This is a genomic window from Porphyrobacter sp. TH134, from assembly GCF_002855495.1.
Taxonomy (GTDB): domain Bacteria; phylum Pseudomonadota; class Alphaproteobacteria; order Sphingomonadales; family Sphingomonadaceae; genus Erythrobacter.
This window is the reverse complement of sequence record NZ_PKRO01000050.1, coordinates 1-18,376: the sequence shown is the minus strand read 5'-3', so window position 1 is coordinate 18,376 and position 18,376 is coordinate 1. Positions and strand designations below refer to the sequence as shown.

The window sequence follows — 18,376 nt, the reverse complement described above, 5'->3', positions numbered from 1 at the left end:
CCGGAAGACCATCCGCCGGGAAATCGATCAGGCCAAGGCGACACCTCGTAAAGCTGGATGTCGCCTTACGGCTCCTGTGAACTGTCCTTCAACACGGATCAATCCTCGGGCGTCAGCAGCTTATGGATGTGGACCACCACATATTTCATCTCGGCATCATCGACCGTGCGCTGCGCCTGCGCGCGCCATGCTTCAACCGCCGCGTCGTACGAGCTGTAGACGCCGACGACGTGAATGCTCTCGGGGTCCTGGAATTCAAGCCCGCGCGGATCGGTAACGCGGCCGCCCATTACGAGGTGAAGCCGCTGGGTGGGAGTGGTTTCTGCCATGATGTGTACCCTTGGGGAGGAAGTCTGCGCGCCCCTTAGCGATTGTTTCGCCGGGGGCAAACCTTCTCGCGTAAAGGTGCCTTAGCCTTGGACTTTGCGCACCAGATCGCGCGCCGCATCCGAGGCGGCCTTGCCTGTCTTGCGCGCCAAGGTGCGGGTGCTGTCAGCGGCTGATCCTGCGGCCTGCGCTGTTTCGGTCGCAAGGCGCTTGGCACGTGATCCGGCAGCGTCGCCCAGCTCGGCAGCGCGTTCCTGGCCGGTTTGCGCGGCATCGAGCGCTTCGTCGATCATGGTCATGGCATAAGACAAAACGGTCTCGCCGATCATCCGGCCGATCCGTGATCCGCCCCGCGAACTGACAGTGCCGACCCCGGAACGGGCGCTTGCCGCAGCGCTGGAAATGGCACCGGCGGTGCCATGCGCAACCTTGCTGGCGACCCGGCGGCCGGGGCGGGTCAGCAGACCAACGAGGAGGCCTAGCGCCAGCGCGCCGCCGATCACCGTCAAGGGATGGGCACGGGTATATTGCGCCGCGGCCGAGGCAGCCTCACGCGCCTGATCGGCCAGACCGCGGGCTTCATTGCGTCGCTCGGCCGCCTCGATGCGGGCCCGGAGCGAATCGCGAGCATCGGCAGCAGCATGGCGAGGGGTGGGGTTGGTCATTCTAAATCTCCTGGCGCAGCCGCAGCGGACTGAGCAGCTTCGGTATCGGTATCGGTATCAGGGTCGGTGTCATCACCGGTGAAATCACGTAGCCAATCCATGATAGGCCCGCGCCCCAGCCACAGGATGATCGCGCCAATCAGCACGGCAAGCACGCCCTGATGATCGCTCGCCTGGGCCTTGGCCTGTGCCAGCACATCACGGGCGCCGGTCTTGATGCGGGCCGAAATCGTCGAGCTTACGCCCGATGATACGCGGCTTGCGATGCCTTCCTCGGCAAGATTTTCGCGCAGCCGATTGATGTCATCGACCAGCACAGCGCGGGCGGCGTCGCGCAGCTGCCGGTCTTCGACAAAGCGTTGCGGCAAGGTCGTCATGCGTCATCCCCGGGTGCGAACAGAGCGCCGAGCACTTTGCCCTCACCCACCGCGCTGCCGACCAGCGCGGCAACACCGATCAGCAAAACGCCCACCACAATCGCGATCGCGCCCCAGATCGTCACCAGCGGTGCCAGCGCGATCACCGCGCCCACCGCCAAAGCGATCAGCGCGATGTGGAGCAGCACCAACGCCAACACCAGTAGCACCAGCGCGCGTCCGGCAAGTGTGCCTGCCAGACTGGCGCGGGTTTTCTGGAAGGCGATTTCGGCTTCGGCATAGGTGCGCGCATCCTCGATCAGCACGCTGATATCATCGCGCAGATCGGTAAAGCCGCTGTCCTGCCCGCCGACGTCCGTCGCCGCAGTCTCGGGCGTGATATCGGGATCGGGCCACGTGCCATCCGGCGCTTCGGACAAGCCGGGGTCGGTGCTGTGCATGGGTCAGCCTTCAGGCGCGATCAGCGCCGCTTTCCGCCCAGCATGCGCGCCAGAAAGAAGCCGACCAGGGCTGCAACACCCACCGCAACGCCCGGGCTTTTGCGAACCGCAGCGCGGGCATCTTCGCTCAGTTCCTCAACGCTTTTGGCTTCGAGCTTTGCCGAGGTTTCCTGCAACGTGCGCGAGGCCTTGCGGGCATAATCGCCATATTGTTCGCCCAGCTTCTCGTCTATCTGGACTGCGGTGTCGCCCACCACCTTGCCCAGCGAGGCGATAGCGTCAGTAGCGACCTGCTTGCCTTCGACCGCGAGTTCGCTGGCCTTGCCCTTGGCCTGTTCGCCATAGTTCTTGGCTTCGGCAACCAGATCGGTGCCTTTGCCCTTGGCCTGTCCGCCGACAGAGCTGAGGCGGTTTTCCGCTTCGGCGCGCAGCGCCGCGGCACCGGCCTTGGCTTCTTCAAGTGCTGCGTTGAAGCGGCTTTTGGCTTCAACCACCTGAGGGGAAGCGGGCGTTGCATCCTCGCCCTTGTTGGCTGCCGCGGTCTTGCGGGGTGCTGCCTTGACCGGGCCTTCGGACATGGCGGCCGCGCCCTTGGCTGATTTTGCCGGGGTTTTCTTGGTCGGGGTCGTGTCTGCCATCGTGATACTCCTTGGTTATTCGGCCGATCCTTGCCGGGGCGCGCCATCCGCTTGCACGCGGCCATTCGCGCGCATAGGGACATTTCGCGTCCGGCCTGACTGGAATCGACAAGCCAGAATCATGCCGTCTTCATTATCATAGTGTTGAAGTGTCTTAACACCCTAAACCACATTACAGCCGGAGCCAAACATGACCGCGATCATCGACATCCACGGCCGCGAAATCCTCGACAGCCGCGGCAATCCGACCGTCGAAGTCGACGTGCTGCTTGACGACGGCAGCTTTGGCCGCGCCGCCGTGCCTTCGGGCGCGTCAACGGGTGCGCATGAGGCGGTCGAACTGCGCGACGGGGATGCGGCCCGCTATCTCGGCAAGGGCGTGCTCAAGGCGGTCGAGGCGGTGAACACCGAAATCCGCGAACTGCTGACCGACAATTTCGATGCCGAAGACCAGCGCGATATCGATCTGGCGCTGATCGCACTGGACGGCACGCCGAACAAGGCGCGGCTTGGGGCGAACGCGATCCTCGGCACGTCGCTGGCGGTGGCCAAGGCGGCGGCCAATGCGCGGGGCTTGCCGCTCTATTCCTATCTCGGCGGGGTTTCGGCCCACATGCTTCCCGTCCCGATGATGAACATCATCAACGGCGGCGAACATGCCGACAACCCGATCGATATTCAGGAATTCATGATCATGCCGGTGGGTGCCGGTAGCATCGCCGAAGCGGTGCGCTGGGGCGCTGAGGTGTTCCACACCTTGAAGAAAGGGCTGGCGCAAAAGGGCCTGGCCACCAGCGTTGGCGATGAAGGCGGCTTTGCGCCGAACCTTGCCAGCACCCGCGCCGCGCTCGATTTCATCATGGAAAGCGTCGCCAAGGCTGGCTTCACGCCGGGCGAGGACATCGTGCTGGCGCTGGATTGCGCAGCGACCGAGTTCTTCCGCGACGGCCGCTACGAAATCTCGGGCGAGGGGCTGAGCCTCACCCCGCACGAAATGGCCGATTACCTCGCCAAGCTTGCCGCCGAATATCCGATCCGTTCCATCGAAGACGGGATGAGCGAGGATGATTTCGAAGGCTGGGCCGCGCTCACCGCCAAGCTGGGCGACACGGTCCAGCTGGTCGGCGACGACTTGTTCGTGACCAATCCTGCCCGCCTGAAGGACGGGATCGCCCGCGGCCTCGCCAATTCGCTGCTGGTCAAGGTCAACCAGATCGGCACGCTGACCGAAACACTCGCCGCCGTCGATATGGCGCACCGTGCGCGCTACACCTGCGTGATGAGCCACCGTTCGGGCGAGACCGAGGATGCGACGATCGCCGATCTGGCGGTTGCCACCAACTGCGGCCAGATCAAGACGGGTTCACTCGCGCGGTCAGACCGGCTTGCCAAATACAACCAGCTGATCCGTATTGAAGAAGAGCTGGGTGATAGTGCAGGCTACGCCGGCGCCGCCTGCTTTGGCGTGCGCGGTTAGATCACCGCGTCAACCGCGTCGAAGAAGCGTTCCATCGCTTTCTGGCCCGCAGCGGTCAGCCGAACGAGTACGCGGCGGTTGTCCTCCGCGTCGGCCTCGCGCGCGATCAAGCCTGCGTCCGCGAGCACGCCCAACCACCGCAAGCCGGTGGTTGGGGGCGTCGCCGAGCCTATGCAGGCGCTTGAAACGGACACGGCCTTGCCTTCGCCCTGGGCAATGTAAAGGTCGAGCAGAATATCCCAGGCAGGCTCGCCAAACAGGTCGGTATTGCCGAAAATCGCCGCGCGCTTGCGGCGCAAGCTATAGGCCTTGCGCGCCAATGCGAGGTGGCTGCGCGCAATTGCCGGCGGACGGGCCACCTCGTGCTCGCTTGAGGATCCCGCCGATGTAGCGGCAATGCGGAGCCGTTCTGCAATAGCCAGAAGTTCGCTGGCGAGCGGGTGCGGCAACGCTTCAGGTTCGGACTGATCCGCCCCGTTCGCAACTTGCCCGCCATTGCACATTGCCGTGTTACCCTGTTGCCCCGAGGGCTGCCGGATCACTGTCCAACTTGCCCTGCGGCCATCATAGGATTTCAAACGCAGCCTGGCTTTACGGGATAATACGCAGGTTATTGTTTAGATAGCGAAAGTTGCGTGATCATGGTGACACCGCCGCGCGCGCCTGATCCAGTCTGAGCTGTTGAATTGCCGCATCGACATGCGCTGCGGCAATGGCGGCGCCCGCCTGATCGAGCGCGGCGAGCTGCTTTTCAAGCGCGGCAATGATGGCAATCGCGCCGATGATATTCGGCGTCGTATGTGAGAGGTTTTCCAAGGTCAGATCCCAAGCGTGTTGGCTTATCTGCTGGTGTTTGCGACCCATCAACACCAGCAGCGCGTGGTGGGATATCGCGTTAATTCCTTATGGAAATCTACAGAGGGAAACTACGTAGCGGCGGGCGTGCGTCAGAACGGGACGCCCGCCCGCCCAAGCGTCAACGGCCAAACCGATCCTGCAATGCCAGCAGCGCAAGCGCGGCCTTGGCTGCCTCGCCGCCCTTGTCCTTCTGCGCGGGATCGGCGCGGACCAGTGCCTGCGCCTCGTTCTCGACGGTAAGAATGCCGTTGCCGATCGCGATACCATCCATCGTCAGGGCCATGATCGCACGCGCGCTTTCGCCTGCAACGATTTCGAAATGATAGGTCTCGCCGCGGATCACAACGCCGATCGCGACGAACGCGTGATAGCGATCGGCTTCGGCGGCCAGCGCGATTGCGCCCGGAATTTCAAGCGCACCAGGCACCGTCAGCACGTCGACCGAGTGCCCCTCAGCCTCCAGCGCAGCGCGGGCGCCAGCGATGAGCATGTCGTTCAAATGGGAATAGAAACGCGCTTCGACGATTAGAATGTCGGCCATGGGGGTGATTACTCCGGAATGGGGTGGAAGTCAGTGATGGTCAGGCCGTAGCCTTCGAGCGCGACAAGATCGGGGCGGCTGTTTGACAGCAAAACCATATCGGTCACGCCCAGATCGACCAGAATCTGCGAGCCGATGCCGATATTGCGCAGCTCCTCGTCAGCGCTCCATTCGCCGGTGCCGACGCGGCCCGTCAGGATCACGATCACGCCAGAGCCATGCGCACCAATCGCCTGCATGGCCCGCTGCAACGTCCGCTTGCGGGCACCGGGCGCGCCAAGCACATCGTCAAACACCGAGATCGGGTGAACGCGGGCGAGGGTGGGCTCGCCGGGAACCACATGACCCTTTTGCAGGACATAGGCCTCGCTGCCCGCCACCCGGTCGCGATAGGTGATCATGCGCCAATGGCCGCCGTAATCCGAGGTAAAGGCGCGTTCCGACAGGCGCTCGACCAGATGGTCATTGCGCATCCGGTAAGCGATGAGGTCGCGGATCGTGCCGATTTTCAGATCGTGCCGCCGGGCGAACTTCACCAGATCATCGAGCCGGGCCATGGTCCCATCCTCGTTCATGATCTCGCAAATCACGCCGCTTGGGTTCAGGCCCGCCAGCCGCGAGATATCGACGGCCGCTTCGGTATGGCCTGCGCGCACCAATGTGCCGCCGTCGCGTGCCGTGAGCGGGAAGACGTGACCGGGGGTGACGAGATCGTCCGCGCCCTTGGCCGCATCGATTGCAACCGAAATGGTCCGGGCGCGGTCGGCCGCTGAGATGCCGGTGGTAACGCCTTCGCGCGCCTCGATCGAGATGGTGAAGGCCGTTTGCATCGATTCCTTGTTGTTGCGGCTCATCGGCTGCAATCCGAGCGTGTCGACCCTGTCTTTGGTCAACGCCAGGCAAATCAGGCCGCGGCCATGCATCGCCATGAAGTTGATCGCCTGCGGGGTCGCCATCTGCGCGGGGATGATGAGGTCGCCCTCGTTCTCACGGTCTTCATCATCAACCAGGATATACATGCGCCCGTTGCGCGCCTCGTCGACGATCTCCTCGATCGTGGCGAGCACCGGCCTGTCGGCGTTGGCATCAAGAAAGGCGTCGAGCTTGGCGAGGGTTTCCGCGGTCGGGTTCCAGCTATCCTCGGTGCAATCACGCAGGGTGTTGGCATGAAGTCCCGCAGCGCGCGCGAGGCCAGCGCGGGTCATGACGCCCGATGTGATGAGATCGCGAACGCGTGTGATGGATGATGTGCTCATATGCGCCATTTATCACATCGAAATGTGAACGCAAGGGCAGGTGATGGTCAAGCATCATCTTGGAGCCCGTGCTCCATCAACGGGAAATGCAACGCGAACACGCCGAGCGTGTCTCGTCATGTGATTAAGGGAACCAAGAAGGTGAATGTGTAATGATGGTGGACGCACTTGGGCTCGAACCAAGGACCCGCTGATTAAGAGCTATGATCAGAGGGTCCTAGCGCGTCCGCATGGGTCCAAGAATGGCGGAAATCTGCGATTCATAGTCCGCATTGTTCTTGAAATGTTCGCCAGTATCCACTACAAAAAGCTACCTAAGGTAGCAGGTACATATGGCGAACAAAGTAGGTTTGACGGATGCGAAGATCGCAGGGCTGAAGGCGCCGACTGCGGGTCAGGTTGAGCTCGCCGATGGTATCGTACCCGGCCTCAGGCTCCGCATGGGTGCCAGTGGTATCAAGACGTACATTCTGCGCAAGCGGGTTCAGGGCAAATGGTTGAATGTGACAATCGGACGCCATGGGCCAAGCTTTACACTGGCCCATGCCCGAAAGAAGGCGCGCGATCTGCTTGTCGATGTCGAGCAGGGCAAGAGCATCGCCAGAAAGGCGGGGGCAAAAAGAAAGGGATCAAAAGGGGTCGGGACAGTCGCGGAGCTCTACGAGACGTACCTTGCTCAGCAGATCGAGGGCAAAAAGCGGAGCGCGAGGGAGTTCGATCGAGTGTTCCGAAAATACATCGAGCCCGAGATTGGAGACCGGCTCGCGGACTCCATTACCCGAAGTGACGTGAGCCGCTTCGTTGAGAAAATTGCGTTCGAGCGGGGCAAGGAAACCCTGACGATGGCGCGCATCGTGTATCGCCATCTTTCGACCTTCTACACGTGGGCGCTCACCAGACTTGAGCATATGCCAGCCAACCCCTGCCGGGATGCGTGGCGCCCGAAGCGGAATGAGCCTCGCGACCGTGTACTCAGCGACCGTGAGCTTGCTGCGCTGTGGCAATCTGCGGTCGAGGATGGCTATCCGTTCGGCCATCTCGTGCAGATGCTTATTCTTACGGCTCAACGCAGAGGTGAAGTGCTTGATGCGGCGTGCGATGAGTTCGACTTCAAGGCGAAAGTCTGGACAGTTCCGGGCGACCGAGCGAAAAACGGCAAAGCGAATGTGGTGCCGCTATCCGCCAAGGCCCTGGCAGTCATCACCGAGATATTCATGGCGGCTGGCATCGACCCTGACGAGGCCCACAAGCAATCCCAGATCCTGTTGGCATCGAAGGTCACCAATACGAACAGCGTCAGCGGACTATCGAAGGCCTGGAAGCGCATCAGGGCAAGCGTGGACGAAAAGCTCGGCTATGAGGCCGGTCACTTCACCATGCATGATATTCGACGGACGGTGGCAACTGGTCTCCAGCGTCTTGGCATACCCTTGGTGGTTTCTGAGGCGGTGCTCAATCACCAGTCAGGATCAGCTATGGCTGGCGTCGCTGGCGTCTATCACCGTCACCAGTATACCAACGAGAAACGGGAGGCGTTGGCGCTGTGGGGTAAGGAGGTAATGCAGATTGCAGCCAAGTATCCAGTCGAAGTCAAAGTCGGCTAATCTCACAGGGGTTCGCAACCGCAACAAATCCGCCCAGCTAGAAACTGCAGGATGATGGGCCGTGCTATGGCCATCGTGGGTCGATCTTTAGAAACGCCATTGTCGAAGGACCTCTTGGACATATCCGGGCGTCTCGCCATTCCGGGGAATGCCGCCTGCGCGTTCCACTGCGCCGGGACCCGCATTGTAGGCAGCCACCGCGAGGTGAACCACGCCGAACCTGTCGAGCATCTGCCGCAGATACCGCGCCGCGCCGAAGATGTTGGCCATAGGATCGAAGCGATTGAAGACCCCGAGTTCTTTTGCCGTGGCTGGCATCAGCTGTCCAAGACCTGCTGCGCCTGCAGGGCTGACGGCGAAGGGGTTATATCGAGATTCTGTCCATACGAGCGCATCGAGCAGGCCCGCGGGCAATGAGTACTTCGCTTCCGCCGCATAGATGTGGGGAAGGTAGCTTGCTCGCCTGAAGTCGGAGGGGCCAGGTTTGGCCTTGGGTTCGTATCTGTATGGCAGGTTCACCCGGCCATTTTGTGGTACAATGAGACCCGATGCCGGGCCGGCCTGACGGGATGACCACAGCCCATGCTCGACCAGCTGGAAGCCGTTCGATGTTTCAGCAATCCGGATGCCTTCGGAGTGACTCGCGGGGGCTTCGATTGTGGCTGGCGCGGACAAATCCTGGGCTCTGGCGGAGGTAGCAGAGGTGATCGCGAAGCCTGCGACCAAGATAGCTTTCATTGTCATTTCTCGATCCTTCTATAGCCGAATCGAGTGAGAACATATATAGAACAAGTGGCGTAGGAAATTGGTTTGGCGCGAGTGCAGAGTGGAGGCTGCACGGGGAGGGCACCTCAACCGGAGAAGGTCGATGCCCCCGTTAGACAAACCTCATCAACTCGAACGCCGCGCCCGCGCGATCGTCGAAAGCCTTCAGGGTACATGGAGTCGGGGCAAAGGCATGTGCTGCTGCCCGGCGCATGATGACCGAACTCCCTCTTTGAGCGTGACACTGGGAAGAAAGGCGATCCTGTTTCATTGCTTCGCGGGATGCTCGAACGAGGAGGTCATAGCAGCACTGGACCGCCAGGGTGTTCGCAGCCGTGACCTGTTCGATGGCTCTAGTGCCGTGGTCGCTGATCGACAGGAAAATAGGGCCTTCGATTCCAACGCGCGGCGTTTGTGGCAATCGGCGACGGCGATCTCCGACAGCCCTGCCGAAGGATACCTCGCGCAGCGCGGGATCCTGCGTGCCTCTGATCAGCTCCGTTACCTCGAGCGCACGCCGCTCGGACCACGTGGCGCGGTCCAGTTCCTCCCTGCAATGTTGGCGAACGTCACGACTGACATCGGCACAATAGCGGTGCACAGGACGTTTATCGATACTGCGAGCGGCAAGTTGGCGGGTTTCGAGCGTCCCAAGCGTGCGCTGGGAAGCCTCAGCTGTGGTGCTGTCAGACTTGCCCCGCCAGCCGCGGGCCGGTTGGGCCTTGCCGAAGGTATCGAAAGCGCCCTGTCAGCCATGCAGCTGTTTGGGATTCCTTGCTGGGCAACGCTCGGGAACGAGCGGTTCGGCCTCGTCGCGATTCCCGAGAGTGTGCGCGAGCTCCACTTGTTCATCGACAATGATCCGGGAGGCGAGCTCGCGGATCAGCGCGCACGAAAGGCCTATTCTGCATCAGGCCGTGTGATCCACTCGCGAGCACCAGCGTCGACCGGTCTCGACTGGAACGATGAACTCAAGGCAAGGCTCGCTCGGCAAACCTGATCAGCGAGCCAGAGGGGAGGGGGCCTTCGGCTGATTGAGGCCTGCGAGGCGCAGGACCTCGTCAGGAGGTTTCCCATGTCCAACACTTCCCTCGCCTTCGCATTCGATCCACCATCTCCGCCGCTTGTCGTGACGGCAGCCAAAGCAATGGCGTTGCAATTGGCAGCAGGCAGCGCGCTTTCGCGCGGCGACATCAACCGCATCATGATGGACCACTTCGGCGGAACCGATGCACTCGGGGCATGGTCAGTCCGTGATGCTCACGCTGCGCTCGAGCTGGCGCAGGTTCAACATCTGCAAGCATCAGATCAAGTCCAGCCCACGAGCCCGATCGACGAGGCGGAACAGTTCTTCTGCGGCCTCGATGCCCGAGTTCCGACCCAGAGCAATCGCAGCGACGAGCAGATCGAATGGCAGCAGTTTGCAACGCCGCCGCGCCTTGCCTGGCTTGCTGCTCGGGCCTGCGCGCTGGCCACTGGCGAACTTGTGCTCGAACCATCGGCCGGAACGGGGATGCTCGCGGTCTGGACCGCCAAGGCCAGCTCGCGCCTTGCCCTCAACGAAATCTCGCCGCTTCGCCGCGACTGCCTGAGCGCCTTGTTCCCTGCGGCCCGAGTGACCGGCTATGACGCTGAGCTGATCGACGAACTGCTCGATCCAGCCATCATCCCGAGCGTCGTGCTGATGAACCCTCCCTATTCCCACGGCATTGAGCGAGGGCACGATAGTCACACTGGCTCGCGCCATCTGCGGTCGGCCTGGAACCGTCTGGCGTCCGGGGGGCGGCTTGTCGCGATCATGCCTAAATGGTTCGACTGTGCGAAGTTCTTGGCGGGGTTGAAGGGGCCGATCTCGCTGCGGCTCATTGCCGACGTCGAACGCGCGTTCGTCAGACAGGGCACCGGCATCACCACGCGGCTGTTGGTCTTCGACAAGGTGGAAGGCTCCCATGAGCCTGTCGCTATCCGCACAAACGACTTTCGCCAGCTGGTCGATCTTGTCGATGCTTTGCCGGCTCGCGCCAGCTTGGAGGCTGTTACTGAGCAATCGAGCCTTCCGGCTCGTGCGCCGTTTCGCCTTGTGGCGGTGCCGCGCAGGCCGTTGCCTACACCAGCGAGGATCACTCCTTCAGCCTCCGCCATCGGGTCGCTTACCTACCAGTCGCTTGAAACCCCTGCGCCGGTCGCCCCTCAGGTTGGCCACAATCTGCCCTATCGCCCCAGCCGGATCGTGATCGATGGCGCGGCCGAGCATCCAACGCCGCTCGTCGAGTCCGTCGCCATGGGGTCGATCTCGGCACCCAAGCCGGACGCGGTGCCGCAGCTGCCTGGCGGACTTATCGCCAAAGGGTTGCTATCGAATGCCCAGGCAGAGACCCTGATCTACGCCGCCAGCGCTCACGCCCGCGATCTTCCCGGCCGGTTCGAGCCCGAGGACAAGGGCTGTTCGCTCAAGGCCTCGGCGGAAGGTCAGGTCTACCGACAGGGCTACTTCCTTGGGGACGGCACCGGCGCTGGTAAAGGACGCCAGGTCGCGAGCGTCATTCTCGATCGCTGGGTGCGCGGCGAGCGCCGCCATATCTGGATTTCGAAGAACGAGGCGCTGCTCGAAGACGCGCGCCGCGACTGGGCCGCCCTTGGCGGCCTCCCGATCGACATCCAACCTCTGGCGTCCTGGAAACTCGGCACCTCCATCGCGATGCGCGAGGGGATCCTCTTCGTGACCTATCCGACCTTGCGTTCGGGTCGAAACGACGCAACGCGCCTTGACCAGATCCTAGCCTGGGCCGGTGAGGATTTCGACGGCGTGATCGTGTTCGACGAAGCGCACGCCATGGCCAACGCTGCCGGCGGTGAAGGATCGCGCGGCAAGGTCAAGGGATCGGAGCAAGGCATTGCCGGGGTGCGTCTGCAGAACCTCCTGCCCCGGGCGCGCGTGCTGTACGCCTCGGCAACCGGTGCGTCCGACGTCAACAACCTGGCCTATGCGACGCGCCTCGGGCTCTGGGGTCCGGAGACCGCCTTCGCCAATCGCGAGGCTTTCGTTGCCGACATTCGCGACGGCGGCATCGCCGCGATGGAACTGGTTGCGCGGGACCTCAAGTCGCTCGGACTCTACACAGCCCGGGCCCTTTCATTCGCCGGTGTCGAATATGAGATCCTCGAGCATTGCCTGACCGAGGATCAGATCGCGATCTACGATGCCTACGCCGAAGCCTGGGCGATCATTCACACCAACCTGCGCGACGCGCTGGAGGCGACGCGGATCGTCGACTGCGAAACCGGAGGGACGCTCAACTCCGGTGCCAAGTCCGCAGCGCTGTCGATTTTCGAAGGAACCAAGCAGCGCTTCTTCGCGCAGCTGCTACTGTCGATGAAGCTCCCCAGCTTGCTGCCCGCGATCGATACGGCGATTGCTGATGGTCACGCTGTGGTCGTCCAGCTGGTTTCGACGGCAGAAGCGATGCTTGATCGACGACTTGCCGACCTGTCTGTCGAGGAGCGCGAAGCTCTCGAGATCGACCTCTCCCCAAGGGAATACGTGATCGACTATCTCGCCAAGAGCTTCCCTGTCCGCCTGATGGCGGTGTTCACCGACGAAAACGGCAATCCTCGCTCCGAGCCGATGAGTGACGAGCATGGCGCTCCTGTGCTCTGTCGCTCTGCGCTTGCCGCGCGCGACCGGATGATCGAGCAGCTCTGTGCATTGCCGCCTATCGCCACAGCCCTCGATGCTGTAATCGAACGCTTCGGCGTTGACCAGGTTGCGGAAGTCACCGGTCGCACCCGTCGGCTCATCGTCGACCGCGATGGTCGCCGGAAACTCCAATCCCGCTCGCCGCGCGCCAATGTCGCCGAGACCCAGGCATTCATGGACGGTGCCAAGCGCATACTGGTGTTCTCCGATGCCGGGGGAACCGGGCGCAGCTACCATGCCGATCTGGCCGCGAAGAACCAGGCCCGCCGCGTCCACTTTCTGCTCGAGCCGGGCTGGCGGGCTGACGCCGCAATCCAGGGGCTTGGCCGCACCAATCGCACCAACCAGGCATCGGCTCCGTTGTTCCGGCCCGTGACCACCGATGTGCGTGGCGAGCGGCGGTTCATTTCGACGATTGCGCGGCGTCTGGACAGCCTGGGAGCTCTGACGCGCGGGCAGCGCCAGACCGGCGGGCAGAACCTCTTCGATCCCGCCGACAATCTCGAGAGCATCTACGCCAAGGAGGCGCTCCACCGCTGGTTCGGTTTATTGTTCACGGCAAAGCTCGAAGCGGTCAGTCTCGGGCGCTTCCAGGAGTTGACAGGCCTTCGGATCGAAGGGCCCGACGGGTCGATGGTCGATGACCTGCCATCAATCCAGCGCTGGCTCAATCGCATCCTGGCGCTACCCATTGCCCTGCAGAACGCGATCTTCGATGAGTTCATCGGGCTGGTCGAAGCGCGCATTGATGCCGCCCGTCAGGCCGGCACACTCGATCTCGGCCTCGAGACCATCGTAGTCGAGGACTTCACGGTTCTGTCCGACACGCTGCTGCGCACCGATCCGGCATCGGGCGCGACTACCCATCTGCTGGAGCTGGAAATCGCCAGAGCCCTGAAGCCGCTGACGCTGAAGCGGCTCGAGGAGCTTCACGGCCTCGCTGGGCAGCGGCAACGGCCGGTTCGAAATGCTCGCTCAGGCCGGGTTGCCTTGCTCGTGCCTGCCCGCAGTATTCTTGCTGATGACGGCACCCGCGTTTCCCGCTTAGAACTGCTGCGCCCGTTGAAGCGCACGCACATCACCGAGGATCAGCTCGCTGAGAGCAGCTGGGAGGCAATTTCCGTCGACGCTTTTCGCGAGGCCTGGGCAGCCGAGGTTGAGGAAGCGCGGACCAGCCACAAGCGCGAGCGCTTGTATCTTGCGACGGGCCTCCTGCTGCCGGTCTGGGACAAGCTCCCTTCGGATTTCGTGAGGGTGAGCCGCATCTCGGCGGCGGATGGCCGTTCGCTCCTCGGCCGCGAGGTTCCCGTTCATTCTGTTCCGGAGCTGTGCCGGGCGCTGGGTCTGGAACGCGAGCAAACTCTTTCCGCCGACGACATTGTCCAGACCGTCTTGGCGACGGGCCGCGCCATGGAACTCGCGGGCCGCGAAAAGCTCCTGGTCAAACGCAGTCTGGTCAATGGGTCACAGCGACTTGAGCTTACGGGATGGAGTGCTGCTCGGCTCGACTGGTACAAGGCCCAAGGCTGCTTTACCGAGATCATCCGCTATCAGACCCGGCTCTTCGTGCCGATCGAGGGCGCGGCGAGCGTGATTGCCAGACTGGCATGATCGGCAGAGTTCCTTGCCAAATGGCATTATTTGCCATATATGATGCCATATGGAGAACTGCCATGCTGGCTCTGCAACCCGTTGATACTTCCGTTACCGCCTTCCGTCCCGATCCGATTACCCAGGATGAGGCAGCTGCCATGTTCCGGGCAGTCCTCAATCTGTTCGGCAAATGGGAACTGACCGACGAGCAGGCGGCAACCCTGCTCGACATGCCAGTGCGCTCCTATCGCCGATGGAAGGCAGAAGGCCCCGGGCGCATCTCGCGTGATGGGCGCGCGCGTCTGTCCAACCTCATGGGGATCCACAAGGCGCTTCGCATCATCTTCTCGGAGGCGACCCGCGGGTACACTTGGATCAAGGCAGCGAATGAAGCGTTTGGCGAAGCCAGTGCGCTCGACGTGATGCTGGGAGGCGAGCTTACCGACATCATGCGGGTGCGTCGCTACCTCGACGCCGAGCGCGGTGGCTGGTGAGCGAAAAAGCAGAAATCCCCGTTTCTCGAGTCGAGTGGAAGGGCGCTGTCAGGATCATCCGCAGTGCCTTTCCACCGATCGACCTGTTCGAAGACATCGCTGATCCCGCCGACTGGCCACTGCTGATCTCGGCGGAACAGAAGACCAATCCTCGCATCATGACGACGATTGGCAATCTCGACCTAGTGCCTGTTGACCGCCGTGTCGGCGGCAACGGCGCCTCCTACCTTATGGCGCCGTTCACCCATGTCAGCACTGACCGGCCGAGCCGCTTCACCGATGGCAGCTACGGCGTGCTCTACGTTGGCGACCGGTTCGAGACCGCGCTTTTCGAGACGATCCACCACCATGCCCGATTCATGGCACGAACCCACGAAGCGCCTGGCTGGACCTCGCAGTTCCGGGAGATCGTCATGACGGTCGATGCAGACCTGCATGATCTCCGGCCTCAGGCGGGGAAGCCGGATTCGGCGCTCGATCCCGACAGCTATGCCGCATCTCAAGCGCTCGCGCGGCACCTTTGGGGTGCGGGATCGGACGGGATTGTCTACCCGAGCGTCCGGCATCCGGGTGGGGAATGCGTCGCGCTCTTCTACCCGGACTGCGCTTCAAATCCGCTCCAGGGTCGGCACCTCGACTATCACTGGGATGGCGCGCGGGTTGATCTGGTCCGTGATGCGGGATCGGGCGCTGTCTTCCGGATTGTCGATTTGCCGCCCGATCCCGCCTGACCGAACGAGCTGGGTTTCCGGCCGAGTGCTGTAGGATCTCCGAGCGAAGTTGACGGCCAGCAGGCTCATGCCTGCGCACCAGCCTTCACGAGTTCATGAAGGGCCCTGTCTGGCGAAACCGGGCCCTTGTACAACGGGCTACAAGGTGTCTCCGCGAGCTTGGCGGAAACGGCCAGGAGGTCGTCATCATCGCCCTTTTCATAGGCATAGGCTGCCAGCCAGAATTCGGCCTGCTTAACGAACTCATTGAGGATGCCCACGACGCTCCGGTTTGAAGTTTTCGCGTACTGGACCTTGTCCATCCGCCAGACTTCCTGCGCAATGAATTCGCTTGGGGCGCCGTGCTCTTTCAGCACCAGCGCCAGCTGCGCCGGGAAGCGTCGAGCAAGCGTGGCCGCAGGAGCCAGCGGCATCAGCACGGGAAGAAGCGTGCGCTCAGAAACCAGCAAAGCTAATTGCGGCTTCCAGAACAGGGCGGTGGCGTACCAGTTGCCCAGCGCCGTGTCGCTTTGTCCGGGCTCAGCGATCTCGGGTTTGATCCGATCAAGCAGCTTCTTGGTGCAATGGAGGCGAAACATGGCGGCGAAGGATAATCCTCGGCGTCCAGCGCGTCCACCGAAGCTGCCGGCCTCGCCGACGGAATCGCAAGAACCGCCCGAAAACGCGCCATTCGGCGGCGCGATGCTTGTTTCTGAAACCTGCCGTCCATGCATAAGCCGGTCGCTTGGGGGCAGCCGTCGTTTACAAGCGGACGTTCTCAAGTACTCCCAATGTCCTCGCGCACGTACGATGACATTCCCAGTCGCCGTGCGCGCCCCGGTGCTCCAAAGCCTTCAGGAGCAGCCCGATAGTGTCGGTGGCCTCGGATCCTTCCTCCCGCCGCTGTTGAGCGCTGCCCCTAGGCGTGAGCCGAGAATTCGAGGGCCAGAACAACTAACGACGCATCTTCCTTCGATCCAATCGGTCATCCAATCCCTAAGGGTGCGCTATCACGACTTGGATCACGTTTCGGGATCAAGCGATACCGGTGGTGAGATTAGTTCTTGCGACAGCGCTTCGTTCAACCCAAATCGAGGAGCCTGACCCGCTAACATTGCCATCGCCCTATCGACAATTCTGGGATCGAAACTGGCGAAACCGAGTGGCACCGGGACACCCGAAGGTGCCCCGATGGGGGCGTGGACACTGGCGGCGACGAAGCCGCATGGGGCAAGTAGCATTTCGAACCCGCCTGGAAAAACAAGGCTCTGAGACTCCCTCCAGCCTGTAAACCCGCGCTTGATCCACGGCTCTGGCTTGCCGGCGGTCAAAGCGATCGCCTCGACCTGGCAGAAGTCGCCAGCGCGCATCACTAAGTCGCGCAGTTGATCGACGGCCTCGGACATGATGGATGTGCTGCCCCACAGCGGCGCTTGCGGGACCGTCCAGAAGAGAACGGGCGACGGATGCTTCGTGCGACGTAATCCGTAATTGGCGACCTCCAGCAGTCGGCGCGCATTCTCAGCCGTGAACAGGCTTCCGAGAATCGGAGTTGTTTGGCGGTCGGCCCGGACATCGCCTCTGGCCGTGAAGGCGTGCCGGTAAAAACGCTCGACGCTCAAGCCATCGCGCCTTGTCCATTCATTGAGATACTCGGGTGCTAGCTCAATCAACAGACGGTAGGCATCGACATCATCCTCTCGCCGGGAACAGCCGAGCCTCTCAGTGATTTGCACAACCGATCGGCTAACGGCTTCGCGGTCGGCCAACTCGTGATCCGAACGCCAGTCTGAAAGATCAACTTCGACCTGCATCGGCTTCATACCGGTGGAAACGAGCTTGACGCGCACGACATTAGTGAAGCGCTCCTCGGCGCGCACCGCATCGATCGAATAAAGCGATCTTCGCGCTGCCGCGACCGAGTCCATTCGGGGTGACAGTTCGCGAAAGTGTCTCCGAAACTGTACGGGGACCCTGTCCGTTGCGGAACTGATTTGCGCCGGATCAGCGAGCGGAAGTTCCGGCAGACTGAGTTCGAAGACGCTCGGCGACCTACTGTCGGCAGGGGCAAGCGAGAGAAGATCGAGTCCAATGCGTGCCGTATTTCGCTCCACCTCGAAGATCAGCGGATCATCGCTTCCTGGCTGGAACAGTCCTGTACCATTGGCGGTCAGCGTTAGCCGCCCTTCGACGCGATCCACATAATCGGCCTCCTCGACTTCAGCGAGGACATAGGCCATCTCGCGCCGACTGTACCCGAAGAATGTCTGGGCGTCCTCCTCGCTGCAACTGCCGAGCGCCTTCACGAACCGCAGCAGGAACTCCGCGGTTACGGAAACCTTGCCTACCTCAGCAACCTTGTGCTCGACCACGAACCGTCGACATGGGAGCGACAGGTCGAGAATGCCGAGAATGAGCGGACCGTCCTCACTATCGTCTACCAGCGTATCGCGAGGAACGCGCACGCTGAGCTTGTTCCGCGGCTTCTGGCTCACTTCGCACTCTCCATCTGGACGCCGTCCCGTATCGTCGAGCTCGCGCCAGCGGTTGAAATCAGCAGTTCGTCCGCTCCAAGGACCTGACCATCTTCAGCGTCTAGGCATTCGGCAAATGCCTTGGTGATCCTTTCCATGGGGCCACCCTTCGCCCAGCGGCTGCGGCTGCCGACGACTATGAGCCGGTCCATTGCCCGGCTCATCGCCACGTTTATTCGATTAGGTTTGGCCAGAAAGCCTGGGCGGATCGTAGCAGTCCCATTCTCCTGCGGACCAGACCAATTGTTCCGAACCAGTGAAACTATAACGATCGGATTCTCTTTGCCCTGATAGCTGTCGATTGTGAGAACGGCGGTGCAAAATTAGACCACGGTAGCGGCGACGAAGTGTTGCTGCGGGCGGCGTAAAAGTCGTCCACTTTGCCCTTTTGCGGGAGCGG

At 62.1% G+C, this 18,376-nt stretch carries 19 protein-coding genes; 6 read left to right on the top strand and 13 right to left on the bottom strand.

Annotated features, from left to right (window positions below):
* Positions 1-98: 98 nt before the first annotated feature.
* The 5 genes from C0V72_RS14540 to C0V72_RS14520 form a co-directional block, all read right to left on the bottom strand.
* Positions 99-329, bottom strand: a complete 231-nt coding sequence (locus C0V72_RS14540) for a DUF4170 domain-containing protein (protein ID WP_101794860.1) — start codon at positions 327-329, stop codon at positions 99-101.
* Positions 330-410: 81 nt separating this feature from the next.
* Complete coding sequence (locus tag C0V72_RS14535) at positions 411-992, bottom strand: hypothetical protein (RefSeq protein WP_101794859.1); 582 nt, start codon at positions 990-992, stop codon at positions 411-413.
* Positions 989-1,369 (bottom strand): hypothetical protein, encoded by a 381-nt coding sequence (locus C0V72_RS14530; protein ID WP_101794858.1) that lies wholly within the window; start codon positions 1,367-1,369, stop codon positions 989-991. The genes C0V72_RS14535 and C0V72_RS14530 overlap by 4 nt, the downstream gene beginning before the upstream one ends.
* Positions 1,366-1,809, bottom strand: a complete 444-nt coding sequence (locus C0V72_RS14525) for a phage holin family protein (protein ID WP_101794857.1) — start codon at positions 1,807-1,809, stop codon at positions 1,366-1,368. Before C0V72_RS14525 ends, C0V72_RS14530 begins: the two co-directional genes overlap by 4 nt.
* A gap of 20 nt (positions 1,810-1,829) precedes the next feature.
* Positions 1,830-2,447 carry a hypothetical protein gene (locus C0V72_RS14520; protein WP_101794856.1) on the bottom strand — a complete coding sequence of 206 codons (618 nt, stop codon included), beginning with the start codon at positions 2,445-2,447 and terminating at the stop codon, positions 1,830-1,832.
* A gap of 190 nt (positions 2,448-2,637) precedes the next feature.
* Between C0V72_RS14520 and eno the strand changes: the two genes are divergently transcribed.
* Positions 2,638-3,924, top strand: a complete 1,287-nt coding sequence (gene eno / locus C0V72_RS14515; RefSeq protein ID WP_101794855.1) for a phosphopyruvate hydratase — start codon at positions 2,638-2,640, stop codon at positions 3,922-3,924.
* On the opposite strand, the gene C0V72_RS14510 is transcribed toward eno, so the two are convergent.
* From C0V72_RS14510 to ribB, 4 genes are all read right to left on the bottom strand, one after another.
* Positions 3,921-4,283 (bottom strand): winged helix DNA-binding protein, encoded by a 363-nt coding sequence (locus tag C0V72_RS14510; RefSeq protein WP_233999969.1) that lies wholly within the window; start codon positions 4,281-4,283, stop codon positions 3,921-3,923. The two genes, eno and C0V72_RS14510, sit on opposite strands and share 4 nt — an antisense overlap.
* A 280-nt stretch (positions 4,284-4,563) precedes the next feature.
* Complete coding sequence (locus tag C0V72_RS16465) at positions 4,564-4,740, bottom strand: hypothetical protein (protein ID WP_172439047.1); 177 nt, start codon at positions 4,738-4,740, stop codon at positions 4,564-4,566.
* A 160-nt stretch (positions 4,741-4,900) separates the two neighbouring features.
* Positions 4,901-5,323: a 6,7-dimethyl-8-ribityllumazine synthase gene (gene ribH, locus C0V72_RS14500; RefSeq protein WP_101794853.1), complete on the bottom strand. Its 423-nt coding sequence runs from the start codon at positions 5,321-5,323 to the stop codon at positions 4,901-4,903.
* 8 nt (positions 5,324-5,331) lie between these two features.
* Complete coding sequence (gene ribB / locus C0V72_RS14495) at positions 5,332-6,579, bottom strand: 3,4-dihydroxy-2-butanone-4-phosphate synthase (protein WP_101794852.1); 1,248 nt, start codon at positions 6,577-6,579, stop codon at positions 5,332-5,334.
* Between the two features lie 332 nt (positions 6,580-6,911).
* Here ribB and C0V72_RS14490 point away from each other — a divergent pair, with 332 nt between their 5' ends.
* On the top strand, positions 6,912-8,183 hold the full coding sequence (locus tag C0V72_RS14490; protein WP_101794851.1) for a tyrosine-type recombinase/integrase: 1,272 nt from the start codon (positions 6,912-6,914) through the stop codon (positions 8,181-8,183).
* An 87-nt stretch (positions 8,184-8,270) separates the two neighbouring features.
* Here the strand turns inward: C0V72_RS14490 and C0V72_RS14485 are convergent, their stop codons facing one another.
* Positions 8,271-8,927 (bottom strand): lytic transglycosylase domain-containing protein, encoded by a 657-nt coding sequence (locus C0V72_RS14485; protein WP_101794850.1) that lies wholly within the window; start codon positions 8,925-8,927, stop codon positions 8,271-8,273.
* A gap of 124 nt (positions 8,928-9,051) precedes the next feature.
* Between C0V72_RS14485 and C0V72_RS14480 the strand changes: the two genes are divergently transcribed.
* From C0V72_RS14480 to C0V72_RS14465, 4 genes are all read left to right on the top strand, one after another.
* The gene (locus C0V72_RS14480; RefSeq protein WP_101794862.1) at positions 9,052-9,948 is read left to right on the top strand and encodes a DUF7146 domain-containing protein; all 897 of its coding nucleotides are present in this window, start codon (positions 9,052-9,054) and stop codon (positions 9,946-9,948) included.
* Positions 9,949-10,023: 75 nt separating this feature from the next.
* Positions 10,024-14,256, top strand: a complete 4,233-nt coding sequence (locus tag C0V72_RS14475; protein ID WP_101794849.1) for a strawberry notch family protein — start codon at positions 10,024-10,026, stop codon at positions 14,254-14,256.
* Positions 14,257-14,318: 62 nt separating this feature from the next.
* Positions 14,319-14,732 (top strand): MbcA/ParS/Xre antitoxin family protein, encoded by a 414-nt coding sequence (locus tag C0V72_RS14470; protein WP_101794848.1) that lies wholly within the window; start codon positions 14,319-14,321, stop codon positions 14,730-14,732.
* Positions 14,729-15,463, top strand: coding sequence for an RES family NAD+ phosphorylase (locus C0V72_RS14465; RefSeq protein WP_101794847.1), 735 nt, complete (start codon positions 14,729-14,731; stop codon positions 15,461-15,463). The genes C0V72_RS14470 and C0V72_RS14465 overlap by 4 nt, the downstream gene beginning before the upstream one ends.
* A 65-nt stretch (positions 15,464-15,528) precedes the next feature.
* On the opposite strand, the gene C0V72_RS14460 is transcribed toward C0V72_RS14465, so the two are convergent.
* From C0V72_RS14460 to C0V72_RS16745, 3 genes are all read right to left on the bottom strand, one after another.
* Positions 15,529-16,176 (bottom strand): DUF6933 domain-containing protein, encoded by a 648-nt coding sequence (locus tag C0V72_RS14460; protein WP_233999968.1) that lies wholly within the window; start codon positions 16,174-16,176, stop codon positions 15,529-15,531.
* 288 nt (positions 16,177-16,464) lie between these two features.
* Positions 16,465-17,937 carry a hypothetical protein gene (locus tag C0V72_RS14455; protein ID WP_101794846.1) on the bottom strand — a complete coding sequence of 491 codons (1,473 nt, stop codon included), beginning with the start codon at positions 17,935-17,937 and terminating at the stop codon, positions 16,465-16,467.
* Positions 17,934-18,278 carry an AAA domain-containing protein gene (locus tag C0V72_RS16745; RefSeq protein ID WP_267893447.1) on the bottom strand — a complete coding sequence of 115 codons (345 nt, stop codon included), beginning with the start codon at positions 18,276-18,278 and terminating at the stop codon, positions 17,934-17,936. Before C0V72_RS16745 ends, C0V72_RS14455 begins: the two co-directional genes overlap by 4 nt.
* Positions 18,279-18,376 lie beyond the last annotated feature (98 nt).